Annotated in this window: 11 protein-coding genes and 1 pseudogene; 5 read left to right on the top strand and 7 right to left on the bottom strand. The window is 43.9% G+C overall.

Translation table 11 applies throughout. From position 1 onward, the window contains the following. Window positions 1–459, bottom strand: a pseudogene (locus AC1DQW_RS24685) (recombinase); the annotation flags it as partial. Between the two features lie 349 nt (window positions 460–808). Further along, a complete protein-coding gene (locus tag AC1DQW_RS24680) occupies window positions 809–2107 on the bottom strand; it encodes a phage integrase SAM-like domain-containing protein (protein ID WP_477456485.1) in 1299 nt (432 codons plus the stop codon). Window positions 2108–2432: 325 nt separating this feature from the next. On the opposite strand from AC1DQW_RS24680, the gene AC1DQW_RS24675 reads away from it, so the two are divergent. Further along, on the top strand, window positions 2433–2804 hold the full coding sequence (locus AC1DQW_RS24675; protein ID WP_477456484.1) for a hypothetical protein: 372 nt from the start codon (window positions 2433–2435) through the stop codon (window positions 2802–2804). Between the two features lie 285 nt (window positions 2805–3089). Further along, a complete protein-coding gene (locus AC1DQW_RS24670) occupies window positions 3090–4406 on the top strand; it encodes a L,D-transpeptidase scaffold domain-containing protein (RefSeq protein ID WP_477456483.1) in 1317 nt (438 codons plus the stop codon). 136 nt (window positions 4407–4542) lie between these two features. Here AC1DQW_RS24670 and AC1DQW_RS24665 read toward each other — a convergent pair whose 3' ends face one another. Genes AC1DQW_RS24665 through AC1DQW_RS24655 form a run of 3 tightly spaced genes read right to left on the bottom strand, consistent with a single transcriptional unit; the run spans window position 4543 to window position 8171 of the window. Further along, window positions 4543–4788, bottom strand: a complete 246-nt coding sequence (locus tag AC1DQW_RS24665; RefSeq protein ID WP_477456482.1) for a hypothetical protein — start codon at window positions 4786–4788, stop codon at window positions 4543–4545. Continuing rightward, window positions 4785–7292, bottom strand: a complete 2508-nt coding sequence (locus AC1DQW_RS24660) for a cation-translocating P-type ATPase (RefSeq protein ID WP_477456481.1) — start codon at window positions 7290–7292, stop codon at window positions 4785–4787. The genes AC1DQW_RS24665 and AC1DQW_RS24660 overlap by 4 nt, the downstream gene beginning before the upstream one ends. Window positions 7293–7304: 12 nt before the next feature. Beyond that, entirely contained in the window at window positions 7305–8171 is an 867-nt protein-coding gene (locus tag AC1DQW_RS24655) for a universal stress protein (protein WP_477456480.1), read from the bottom strand. A gap of 127 nt (window positions 8172–8298) precedes the next feature. On the opposite strand from AC1DQW_RS24655, the gene AC1DQW_RS24650 reads away from it, so the two are divergent. The 3 genes from AC1DQW_RS24650 to AC1DQW_RS24640 all read left to right on the top strand — a co-directional run bounded on the left by AC1DQW_RS24650 (window position 8299) and on the right by AC1DQW_RS24640 (window position 9838). Further along, the gene (locus AC1DQW_RS24650) at window positions 8299–8778 is read left to right on the top strand and encodes a DUF2231 domain-containing protein (protein ID WP_477456479.1); all 480 of its coding nucleotides are present in this window, start codon (window positions 8299–8301) and stop codon (window positions 8776–8778) included. Window positions 8779–9384: 606 nt separating this feature from the next. Then, complete coding sequence (locus AC1DQW_RS24645) at window positions 9385–9642, top strand: hypothetical protein (protein ID WP_477456478.1); 258 nt, start codon at window positions 9385–9387, stop codon at window positions 9640–9642. 10 nt (window positions 9643–9652) lie between these two features. Then, window positions 9653–9838 (top strand): AI-2E family transporter, encoded by a 186-nt coding sequence (locus AC1DQW_RS24640; protein ID WP_477456477.1) that lies wholly within the window; start codon window positions 9653–9655, stop codon window positions 9836–9838. A gap of 35 nt (window positions 9839–9873) precedes the next feature. On the opposite strand, the gene AC1DQW_RS24635 is transcribed toward AC1DQW_RS24640, so the two are convergent. After that, window positions 9874–12525: a cation-translocating P-type ATPase gene (locus AC1DQW_RS24635; protein ID WP_477456476.1), complete on the bottom strand. Its 2652-nt coding sequence runs from the start codon at window positions 12523–12525 to the stop codon at window positions 9874–9876. Between the two features lie 29 nt (window positions 12526–12554). After that, window positions 12555–13397, bottom strand: coding sequence for a universal stress protein (locus AC1DQW_RS24630; protein ID WP_477456475.1), 843 nt, complete (start codon window positions 13395–13397; stop codon window positions 12555–12557). Between the last annotated feature and the right edge of the window lie 4 nt (window positions 13398–13401).

Here is a 13401-nt window from a genome sequence, read left to right as displayed (position 1 = left end):
AAGTAAGAATTTGGCCCTGATAGCGGTAATAGGCACTGTATTGGATTTAAAGTAATCAATTAAGCTATTGACTACTGTTTGCATATTAGATGCGCTGGCGTCCCTATTTGCAGTTCTTAATTCCTTAATTCGGCTCATCCCGAAAGAAATGATATTTATTTCGTCTGCGGTTATGGCATCACCGGCAATAAGGTGATTCACTAAATCCTGAATACCGTATAAATCAAGCTTTGGCCCCAGGTCGCTGATTTTTGTTCTGTAGTCATCAAGCACTGGGTTAACCAGTTTTAAAATGATAGGATCTTTGATGGTATAATCCGCACGGATTTGCCTTTGCCCAATAAAATGTTGGGTTTTTAAATAAACGGATTTACCATTATGGTTAACCCTGATTTTAACATTCCACGTTCCGTCATTTTTCTTTTCACGGGGTAGGATTACTTCTCTAACAGTAGCCATTTTAAGGATTCATTAGCGACCGTAATTGATCCTCAATTTTTTCTCAATTAATTCTCAATAATTTTCGGTCAGTTCAACAAAAAAAACTTGTTAAATCGCTAATCACTTGATTCAGCACATAGAAGAGATAGCGCTAAAATACGCCTAAAAGCACAAAAAAAGCCCATTTTCGTTAGAAAACAGGCTTTTGAAAGTGTGGTATCAGCTGGGATCGAACCAGCGACACAAGGATTTTCAGTCCCATCCTTAATTTATTCATAAGTAATTGATAATAAATTATTTATGAATAAATACTGAATAGAGCAAAGGACTAAAAGTCCTTTGCTCAACAAACAATTTCAAACCAAAATTATTCCAGATTTTGGTTTATTTTACTTTGATTCTGGGCATGTTTGCTCTGCTTTCTTATATCTTTATTAAGCTTCTTGATAACCGATTTTTGAACTTCATCTGCAATCTTCCAATTCTTTTCTAAGTAGATGTCTGTAGTTTTGTAATATTGATCAATGTGATTCAAAGTAAGTGCTACATCGTCTTTGCTCATACGGCATTTGTTTCTGGCAATATTCCCAAAACTATGCCTTGCCCAGTAAAATGTAACACCTGAGATATCTGTATTGCTAAATAATTGTTTTAGGCCGTGGTTTATAGCGTGATCAAGATTCGAACTATCTGAGTATCTCAGATGTAATTTGCCCAAATATTTTTCCAACAGAGGCTCTGCAGCCTTAATGATTTTTATACTAATGAATGAATTGTCTTTTCTTTTTCGTTTTGTTTTTGACCGGTAGTATTCAATTCTGCCGTTAAAGATATTTTCATTCCGCAAATCATAAATATCTATTGCGTTCATACCACATAAATAAAAAGATAGCATAAACATATCTCTTCCAATTTCTGCCCGGCTATTGGGAATGGCAGAACTATCTCTGATCATCCTGATCTGTGATAATTTCAGATTACGTTTCCTGGTAACTGTTGTATCAACAAGTTTATAATGATCAAAAGGGCAATACGGTATTTTGATATCATTAAATTGGGGATTATTATAAAAGCGCATTGCTGCTTTAAACAAGGTACGAAGATCTCTCATATGGTTATGGATGCCTGTATCTCCCATTCCTTTAAGTATTCTTGTGAGAGTAGTTCTATTGCTTGGCCGGCTTATCGTTCTCTCATTGCGGAGATATTTGTCATATTGGATTAATTCCCTTCCATTAATTTCCAGGGTAGATATAGTATCTTTTTGAAAATAATCAATGAGGCTATATACAACTGTCTTGAATGTACTTGCTGATCCTTTTCTGCCAACCTTTAAAAGATCATCAATATGTTGATTACTGAATTTAATAAAGTCAACGTTTTTATCAGCTTCTATTAAATGATCTCTTATCTCAGCTGCTGAATAAACATCCAGTAGATTATTTAATCTACCAATAGCGATCCTGTATTTTTGAAGTGTAAAGTGTAAATGTTTATAAATGGATGAATCTTTAAGTGTTAAGTCTGATGAAAGTTGATTATCACAAACAAAATAGTGAGTACTTATATAGCATGTCTGTCTTTTATGTATGATTCTGATTTTAACATTGTAAGTTTCATCCTGCTTTTTTTGATGCTTTAAGATTTTAATTGCTACAGTCGCCATAGTGATAATTAGGAATAAGTAAAAAGGTTAAAAATACCAGTCCCCTTTTTATTATCGGCACTATAAAATTCATCATTCTACTATGACTTATCAGTCACTATATCTTTCCCTCAATGGGAAATAACTACTTAATAGTTCGCTGGGAATACCAATGTTAATGCTATGTTTGAATAGTCAAGGAAACTTGACCATTCAAAGATGATTGTCGCGCTAGTATTTGCGCGGTAGATTCTGATTTAAACCAGCGAAAATACAGCAGTCATATTTTCCTGTTGATTATGAGGCCGTAAGAGACTACCTGATTGACAACAAAGGATACCGGGAGGTGAAAACCAATTCTTTTGTACTGCTCACACCTGTTGGTATTCAGGTGGATATCCTGCCTTTCGGAGAGATTGAGATCAATAATGAGGTGAAATTTGAAGGTGCCGGTTTGACCAGCATCAAAGTAAACGGATTTAACGAAGTTTACCTTGCCGGAACCGAATTGGTAGAACCGGCTACAGGCCATACCTTTAAAGTTGCTACGCTGCCGAGCATTATTTTACTCAAGTTTATTGCTTATGACGACCGTCCGGAGGTAAGAACAAAAGATGCACGTGATATTATTAATATCATGTTGCATTTTTTTGAGCTGCAAGCTGATTTGATTTATGATTCACATGCCGATCTGTTCGGATCTGATCGCGGTGAATGATCAGCTGGTTTTGAAAATGCTCCACCTAGTCGGCCACTTTGCTTGCGGTATTATCTCCGGCGATTTCTTTCAGCCGTTCCTGCAGCAAACGGAGCTCTATTCGTAAAAATCCAGTCCGCGCAGGCTGGGCTGGTGCGCAAAAGCTAAATGTTTTATACTTGTCTTTTTCATAGTGCAAGATTCGTCCTGTGGGCTACAAAAAAATGATCGCCGACATGTTTGACCTTGATTGCTATCATTTGATGGCGGCTAAAATAGCCGCTCTTTTGTATTAAATATCAGACGATGAGTGCACTTCGCATTATACAGAGGAGGGCCAGGTGGCCTAAATCGTTTTGTACATTTCTTATTTTGTTAACCAGTTGGTCGGTCGCTTCGGCGTCCGGAATTGACACCAGTTTGGCAACCCGGATCAATACGGAGTTACATGCAGAAAAACAACTTCCGCTGTATTTTCCACGTTCGGTCAAAAGGTTTTATACAGCCCGGAATTTTCAATCCGCCTGGTTGATCAGGAAAAAGGGCGAAACCGGGCATGCCTGGCAAGCCATGCTATTGCTGGACTGCGTCTTACAATATGGGCTCTCACATGCCGACTATCATCCCGACGAATTGCGCTACGATCTTTTGCACGATATTTTCGAACAACCCGATAAGATCAGCGAAGACCGGCAAGCCCGGTTTGAGCTCATGCTGACCGACGCGATGCTGACACTGATGGATCATTTGCATTATGGCAAGCTGAACCCCGAATTGCCGGCAATAAGGATCGATGCGGGCGAAGGCGATACACGGATGGAATCGGTCTTAAGTACAGCTTTAGCACGTACAGATATATCAGAAGCACTTTTATCGGTTCAGCCCAAAGGACAGGCATACATGGAAATGCAGCGCTGGATGCATAAATGGAAAGGCCAGTACCTGGATGATTGTTATGAGGTGCCCGAAGAAAACGTACGTAAAGTGGCGATCAATATGGAAAGACTGCGTTGGGCGGCTATTGGTGACGGTCCTTACGTACAAATAGATATACCTTCATTCACCTTGACTCTCTTCCTTCCCGATTCGACCTATCACTTTAAAGTAGTGACCGGTAGCAGGGCCACACCAACCCCGCTTTTACAAAGTGCGATCTATGCTGTCAATGTGGTGCCGAAAACTGAGTTACCCGATCAGCTGCGCACCCTGGAGTTATTACCACAAAGTACTCCCCAAACAGGAAAAGCTGGTTCATTGCTTAATTTTCATTTTTCCAGTCGAAATAAGATAGACCTCATAGAAATAAAACAAACAGCTTGGTTTAAGCGTAACCAGCGCGCGCTGAGCCAGGGCAATATCGGGGTGGAAAAGCCGGAAAAGCTGGCCGCTTTACTTTTAAAGGCTGACCGCCAGGAAGGGAAAATAGCCCTGCTTCGGCGAACCCGGCTTGCCGGCAACGCGAGAACTTTCAGGCTACAGAAGCCAATGCCCTTAAAGGTGACCTATCTGACCTGTCGGTTCCAGGACGGTCAGCTGGTGGCTTATCCGGACATCTATCAGCTGGATACTAAACTGGAACAGGCCATTTATCATCAACTTCCGACCCGGCCGGCCGGTCGTTAAGCCAACCGACAGCTTAGCGCTCATCTCATCTAACCATCTGAAGGCGGAAGCGTGCCTGAAATAATTGGGCAGCACGGACGTTCCAAACGGAAACTTACGTAATGAAATACTGCTTGAACATTGTTCGCTCTAATCTCTATGGTTGCGCTTTATTGTCCGAAGCTATTCCATTATGACTGCCTGGTTCATCCTCTCGTAAATAAATATCAAATCTATTTGGTATGCCCAAATCGTCGCGCCGGTCAATGCCGGTCAGAAATACAACGTTTCCCATCAACCTGCCATCGGGAGAGATCACCTGCACAAAGCCACGATCTAAAGCGCCCATGTCAGGGAACGGTAAAAGCACCATCATTATATTTTTATAGAACAGGCTTTTCATATTCCGTGATTTTTGCGTGTCCACCATTTATACAGCTCAAACCATATAACCGAGATAAAACCAATAGCGATGCTTGTCGTCAGTTTAAGCGGGTTAAGTGATTCGAAACCAAAGAAGACTGTCAACGGCTTAAGATAGATCAATGAAGCCGAAATAAGGATCGTGATCCCGATGATCAGCAATACCAGGTTGTTTTTATACCTGACCGTGGTAAAAAGGGAATAGTAAAATGATCGGTTAACTAAGGTGAGCAAAATATTGGCTGCTATGAGGCAGGTAAATACCATTGTACGGGTAAGTTGTTCGTCGGCTCCTTTGCTTACGGCATACCTGTAAGTTGCCAGGGTACCCGCGGTGATTGCCAAGCCCTGTATCATACTTGTCGTTAATTCTTTCCAGTTAAAGAAAGTTGTACTGAACGGGCGTGGTTTTTGTAACATCGTGTTCTTTTCCATGGGTTCGTTCTCGTAAATGATGGAGCAAGTCGGCCCCATGATCAATTCCAGGAAAATAATATGTACCGGTGAAAAAATATTAGGATAGATCCAGCCTAAAGCCAGCGGGGTGAATACGGTCAATATTATGGGGATATGTATGGAAATAATGTATTGTATTGCCTTTTTCAGGTTGGTATATATGCGTCTGCCCATTGCTACGGCTTTTACCATTTTCGAGAGGTCGTCCTCCAATAATATCAGTGATGCTGCCTGCTTGGCAATTTCGGTGCCTTTTTTACCCATGGCAATACCAATGTGCGCGGCTTTTAAAGCAGGCCCGTCGTTTACTCCATCTCCGGTCATGGCCACGATCTCATTTTTAGCCTTTAGCGCATTGATGATCTTTAGTTTGGCATCCGGGAACATACGGGTAAAAATGTTCACTGTTTCTACCTTGTCCCTGAGTTCGCTATCAGACAACTGCATCAGCGCATCGCCGCTCAGGCATTGATCAAACCCGTAAAAATCAATCTGCTGGGCAATAGCGCCGGTGGTTTCCGCGTTATCGCCTGTAATAATTTTAACTTTGATACCCGCTTTATAAAAGCCTTGCAGCACTGTACTGATATTTTTCTTGGGCGGGTCGTAAAAGGCGACCAGCCCTTTAAATGCGAATTGGAATTCCTGCTGCGTGGCCGGAAAATCAATCCCGGCAAAATTTGCTTCCCCTACAGCCAATACCCGGTATCCTTCAGCAGCCATTACTTCAATTGCCGATGCTACCTGCTTTTTCTCCAGGCTGGTTAAGTTGCCGATGCTTATTAGCGCTTCCGGTGCGCCTTTAGCCGCAATAATGCGGAGTCCGTTTTTATCTTCAAACAGGTGGGTCATCATAGGCGGCTTACCGCCCAGCGGATATTCGTGGATCATTCTGTAATCAGGACGCTCATCGGCCAGTCCCAATTTCACGTAAGCATCATGCAGGGCGATCTCCATGGGATCGAAGGGTATCGGTTCACTGGCCCACATAGCCAGCCTAATCAGGCCCTGTTCAGCACCATTTGAAATCTCTTCCGTAGCGTTGGCGATATGATTCTCCTGTAATGTGTACACTTTCGCCAGACTCATTTTATTCTCCGTCAGGGTCCCTGTTTTATCAGTACATATAACCGATGCGCTACCCAGGGTCTCTACCGTTTTCATTTGTTTTACTATGATACCCATTTTCATCATTCGCCAGGCACCCAGGGCCATGAAAGTGGTGAATGCAACCGGGATTTCTTCGGGCAGGATACTCATGGCCAGTGTAAGCGCTTTAATCAGACTATCCAAAATATTCGCGGAACGGAAATAGTTAATGGCCCACACGCCCAGGAATACAATAAGCCCCGCGATTACCATTTTTTTTACAAAATTGTTGATCTGTAATTCCAGCGGTGTTTTTTCTTCAACGATTGACTCCAAGCTCTTGCCGATCCTACCCAAACGGGTTTGGTTGCCTACGGCAGTTATGGTTGCGATGGCAAGGCCGCTGGCTACGGTAGTCCCATGAAAAATCAAATTGTCGGCGGAAGACTGTTCTTTATAAACAGCTAAAGATTCGCCGGTGAGGATGCTTTCATTTACCGAAAAATCGTTGGAATGCACAATCATACCATCTGCCGTTATGGACGTTCCTTCTTCTACCATCAGGCTGTCGCCAATGACAAGGTCTTCACTTTTTATTTCCAAAACGTCGCCGTTCCTGATCACCTTGCATTTGGGTTGCGAAAAATCTTTGAGTTTTTCGAGCGCGTTCCGGCTACGGGAGTCCTGATATAAAGAAATGCCAGCTACCAGTACAATGGCTGAAGCCAGAAAAATGCCATCGCCGGGTTTACCGCTGATAAAGTATATACATGAAGTAACCAACAGTAAGATCACCATCGGTTCTTTTGCCAATCCTTTCAGCGCATCAACAAAACCGTTTTCCTTTTTAAACGACAGGCTGTTTGCTCCATATTTTGACCTGGCCGCAATTACTTCACTATTACTTAATCCCAGTACATCAAAATTATTTGCTGCCATTTGTTTGATCGGTCAATAGTTTGTGGTCATTCCGGACGGAATAACCATAAGCGGCATATGCTGGTTATCCAAAGCGGCCGCTGTTGTAGATCTGTCAAGCAGGGCCGACAAAAAACCATCCTGATAGTGAACCAGCGCAAGCATATCCGAGCTGCTTTCTTTGCATAGCCTGTTTAGTCGTTTGACTACATCTTTTCCTCTGATCTCAAGGTACGATATATTGTCTTGATTGATCGCATGAATATGATTAAGGATCGCCTTTTCTTTTACCGGGTTATCCTTTTCTTCTAAAATTGACACGTGAACAATCTCCAGGTGAAAGTTTAGCTCTTTACCTAAGTTGGTCAAATAGTTGATCGCGTTGATGTCAGCCCATTCAAAAGCCGTAGCCAGGGTCACTTTTTTCAGGTCATTCATTTCAGCTTTTGGCGGGATAATTAGAACCGGGCAGGAGGAATGATCGATCACCTCCACGGCGTCACTACCGAAGATCAAATGGTCTAAAGAACCATCAGTGCTGCTGCCGATCACAACGAGACCGATATTATTCTCCTGAATCATCGCTGTCGTATTTTTACCCAGTGAACCTTCCCCGCATTGATAACCGGTTTTAGGTTCAAACCCACCTTTTGATATCCCCGCTATGATATGCCTCAGCTGAAGGGCTAACTGACCGAGTTGCGCCGTACTTTCATCCTTGCGAAAAACGAACTCTTCCACCATCCGGGGGCCGCCAGAATATGCAGGAAGTATCGGGTGGTCATGATAAGTGTTGTAGAGCAAAATATCTGCGTTTAAGTTCCTGAGAACTTTCGCGGCGGTTTTCGCGGCGTGGTTCGCATTTTCCGAAAAGTCAGTAAGCATCAGGATCGTCTTCATGGCTGATTTCTTTAGATTGTAAATCTGGCTATTTAACAGCTGAAAATAAATGACAAAGGTCATTAATCCATTTGATGACAGTTATTTAAATAGCACGGTCAAATGGTGATTTTTGATAAAAAAAGTCATGAACCAAACGCATATCCACCTGCTGATCACCCACCTGCCGATCATCGGCGCTGCATTGGGTGCATTTGTTTTGATCCATGGGATATGGAGGAAAAGCAATTCTACTTTGATCGCTGCTTATAATATTTTGATCATCTCCGCCATTGGAGCCGGTATAGCTTATGCAACCGGCGAAGGCGCCGAAGAAGCAGTTGAACATTTACAGGGAATATTTAAAAATGTCATTGAAGAACATGAAGAGTCTGCCTTGATATCTTTGATCGGCTTAATTGTTATTGGTGTAATCTCTGTGATCGGACTTTTTGTGACAATGAAAGGCTCTTCCCTGATCAGGCCGGTCGCTTTAATGACGCTGGCGGCAGCTTTAGTTGGCTGTGGACTCATTGCCTGGACCGGATTTTTAGGGGGACAGATCAGGCATACCGAGATCGGGACCCATGCGGTATCGCCGGGGCAAGGAGGAAATGTCAAGGATTGATTATAAGCCGAGCGTTAACCATCCTTGACTTGTTAGGAGAGATTGCTCTTGTTGCCATTAACTCTAAATGGGAAACCGATATAAAAGGCTTATATTGTGTTATTAAAAAACGCGCACTGCAAGAAGTTTAAAAACTGTACCCCATGGTAAAAGAAATGCCGGTGACCGTGAAACGGGCCATAGAACTAATTGGGCTGTTTGTTTTAGGAACTATCGTAGTGGCAGGAAATACGATCATCATGCCCTTGTTGATGGCCTTTTTCCCAGCCAGGTGAGCGCTTTGTTAGATGATTTTCCGCAGATTCAGCGCACCGTGGCCAACACCTTGATGGCCTGAGTTTCTGGATCAGCCAATCATTTGGCTACTCCCCGGCAGAACAGGTGATGTTCGTTAATGTGCAAATAAAAAAATTATTCAGTTCCCTGGGCGGTGTTTTGAGCGGTGCGGCGGGATCTTTGTCTGCCATGGTCATCTTTATAGGTTTACTGCCGATCTATATCTAACTGATCATCCTATATAAAAACCTTTTTTAAGTTCGTCCTGATGTGGTTTAAAAAAAAGAACGGTATCTAAATGTGGAGGACGTCATCCGGCAGATCGAAAAAATGGTCAAAAGTTACCTTGTCGGGCTGCTGATACAGATCACTTACATCATTGTCCTTTTAGCAGGATTATTGTGGATTTTTGGTATCCAGAATGCTCTGCTAATCGGGATCATCTTTGCTTTTTGGAACCTGATCCCATACCTTGGAGCATTAATCGGTAATATTCTGGGCATATTATTGACCCTTGCTTCATCGGAGAGTATTGCTGACGTGCTAATAGTGTTGGGAGCCATTACGGCGGGTGCAATTCCTGGATAATAACATTTTGATGCCGCGTATTTTGGGTTCACAGGTCAAAATCAACCCGCTTGTTTCCATCGTTGGTATCATAATAGGCGGCATCATGGCGGGCTTATCCGGTATGTTCCTGGCGATGCCCGAGTTGTCCATTTTAAAGATCGTATTCAACCGCACTGAAAATTATAAGCAATGGGGCCGTATTGCTGGGCGATGAAAGGCCGGTAAAAGGCCGGCTGCAGGTTTAGTCTTTTATTTAGTTATTTTCTGGATGCCCTTGTAAGCCTGGAAAACAACCAATGGCAGAAGGCTAACAGTAATAGCGGATACCCACAATTTAAAAGAAAGAACCGATAACCCTAAAGCTAAACGCAGACCGGGCACGGCAAATACCATCAGTGTGAGGCCGCTGCAGATCAAAATGGCGATCCACACCCATTTGTTCCTCGTGATCTCATTATTCAAAAAGCCGGAACCATCCGAGGACATATTGAACACATGAAACAGCTGGGCAAAAGTGAGTGTGGTAAATGCCATATTATTACAGGTACGATCATCGAGGTGAAGCACTTCTTTGGAATAGAGAACCGAGACAATTACAGTCAGGGTAATGGCGACAGAGTATAGAACTATCACCAGCCATTTTGTGTTGGTGATGATATTCTTTTTTGGGTCGCGTGGCGGTCTCAGCATCACTGTTCTATCACCGGTACCTAAACCCAGTGCCAGCGCCGGGAAGATGTCTGTCACCATATTCAGGAACAGGATCTGCAGGGGTAGTAACGTGGCACCGGGCATCACCACGCCTAAAATGGTTACGATCGATATCTCGCTCAGGTTACACGACACCAGGTAGACTACAAACTTTTGAATATTCTGAAATATTTCCCTGCCATGTGCCACCGCCCCGGCGATTGAAGTGAACGAATCATCTTTCAATATGATACTGGCGGTTTCTTTGGCCACCTGTGTTCCCCTCAGCCCCATGGCAATGCCCACATCCGCCTTTTTTAGCGCAGGAGCATCGTTCACGCCATCGCCGGTCATGGCTACAATAGCACCGGCCTGTTGGAACACCTCCGCGATCTCCAGCTTTTGCTTCGGTGAAGCACGTGCGAAGACCGCCGTAGTCAAAATACGTTGGCGCCATTCTTTTGTCAAGAGTTCAGCCCCCGGCAGTTCTTTTCCGGTGATCACTTTTTGGTTGTCCTCATCAATCAAGCCTACCTTCCGGGCGATGTTCAACGCGGTTTGGGGATGGTCACCGGTAATCATCACCACTTTAATGCCCGCATTTCGGCAAGTAAATATGGCTCCTTTGATATCTGTACGGGGTGGATCGAGAAAACCAGCTATTCCGATATAAATCAGGTCATTCAAATAATTGTGCGCATCAAGCATGTCACCCGACCGGTAGGCGAAAGCTAACACCCGCAGCCCGCTCGCTGCCATTTTTTCGGACTTTAAAAGTATGGCAGCTCTGGATGCGGCACTTAAATTTTCAATTCGCGTACCCGACTGTGTTTGTGTGCATTTTTCAAGCAATCGTTCAACGGAGCCTTTCGCCGCGGCAAAATACCCAGTGGCCGTTTGGTGCAAGGTACCCATCATCATGATCTCTGAACTAAAGGGCAGCTCTGCAATACGTACATATTGTTTTATTAGTTTGCTGGTATCTAAACCGGCAGCAATGGCGATCTGCATTAACGCCATTTCCACGGGATCTCCGGTTGTTTCATCAGCATTATTACACAGGATCCCGGTCAATAGAAGTTTATCGAAGTTTTCCGCGCTTGCCTTGATAGCGCCGCCTGGAAATTTTAGGAGATTGTTTGCAATATGCACCTTAACACTTTCTCCGGGGAACGCAAACATGTCCGCATAGATCTTATTTTCGGTCAGGGTGCCTGTTTTGTCTGTCAGGATCACGCCGGTGCTGCCCAGCGTCTCTACGGCGGATAATTTCTTTACGATCGCATTTCGCCTGGCCATCAGCAGCATGCCGTAGGATAGGGCCACCGTTGCAACAATAGGTAGACCTTCGGGTATGGCAGCGACCGCCAGTGCAATTGATGTTTCAAAGATGGTTAATAGCGGCTTCCGCTGGATAATCCCGGTTACAGCAAAGATCGCCGTCATGGCCAGAGTGATCCAGATCAGCTTCCGGCTTAACCTATTCAGCTTTTTATCCAGCGGGGTGATCGTATCGGCCGAGCTTTCAACCAACGCGGTAATGGCGCCTAACTGCGTATGTGGCCCAATACCGGAGACTACCATTTTCCCCTTCCCATTAATTACGGAAGTGCCTTTAAAAACCATATTCTGCTGGTCTCCAATAACGGTATCTACAGGTAGCGGCCCGGTAGCCTTATCAGACGGTAGCGATTCACCGGTAAGCGGGGATTCATCGCATTGTAAGCGGCTAACTGTTACTAAACGACCATCTGCCGGGATAATATCGCCCGCCTCCAGCGGAACGAGGTCGCCGGGCACCAGCGCTTCTGCGGGAATCGACCGGGCTTTGCCATCACGGATCACTTTGGCCAGTATCAACTCCATTTTTTTCAGGGCGTTCATCGAATTGCGGGCCTGCATTTCCATAAAAAAGCCGATCAGCGCATTGATAATAATAACCACCAGGATGGCAATGGTTTCTAAAAGATCTTCAAAGTACAGAGAAACGGCCGCGCCAAAGACCAGGAGGTAAACAATGGGGCTCCTGAACTGGGCAAGCAGGATCAGCCAGAAACTTTTTTGCGGTTGCGTTTGGTAGGCATTGGGGCCATATTCTTTTTGGCGGTTTTCCGCCTCATGTTCAGAGAGCCCTTTGGCACTGTCTGTCTGAGCCACTCTGATCACCTCCGCTATGGCTAATGAAAAAGGACGATCTAAAGGGTATTTCATTAGCGCAGGCATATTGGTTTTACAGCTTTTTATTTTTCTTCCTGTTTATTAAAGGTAAGTAAAGGGATCTTGCCGTAAAAAGAATATTCCTCAGCGTTAGAAGGGAAGAATAATTTTTCAAACATTGACCTGGACTGGTGGGTAAATAAGACCAGGAGCGAAGGTCTGCTGACCCTAATGGCCTCGTCCATATCTTCAAGCAAAGCATTGGTAATATCCCTTTGGGGAGTTAACAAACTTATCTTATAGTCTGTTTTTTTTCGCAGTGTGGCTTCCGCCAGTTCCTTATCGAATGCAAATTCATAAGGATAGGAAATATGCATCATCGCTACACTGGCATGGATCGGCCTTGCAAAATCAACTACTTTTTTAAGTTCATTTTCATAATCGGTCATATCCGATGCATAAAGAATGTGTTCGAGTTCCTTTAAATGATAGGAGCTTGGTATGCATAAAACAGGTACAGCAGAACTGCTGATCAATTTAGCGGTATGCGTGCCAAATATTTTTGTAAAGGCACCGGCGCCGCGGGTGCTGATGCAGATATACGCACAATTGTGTTTATTGGCATAATCCAGAATCCCATCCACCACATCAACGTTAGATACAAGGGCCAATTGATAATTGATCTCATGTTCATCGATGTCGCGATAGATGCCGGCAATAAATGATGACAACTCATCCGCTGTTTTCTTTTTGAAGGTGTCTGCATATTCCTCAAACGCGTGGTCGCTCCATTTAAAGGGTTTTAAAAGGTGGTAAATATGCAGAATAACTAATTCCGCTTTGCGTTTTTTTGCCAGTTTAATAGCGAAACGGATGGCCGCCTTTGAATTGGTGGACTGGTCGGTGGTAACAAGTATCTTTTCCATAAGT

Source organism: Mucilaginibacter sp. P5_A4, assembly GCF_056400605.1.
Note: the sequence above shows the minus strand (reverse complement) of the source record. Positions and strands in the feature narration are given on the sequence as shown.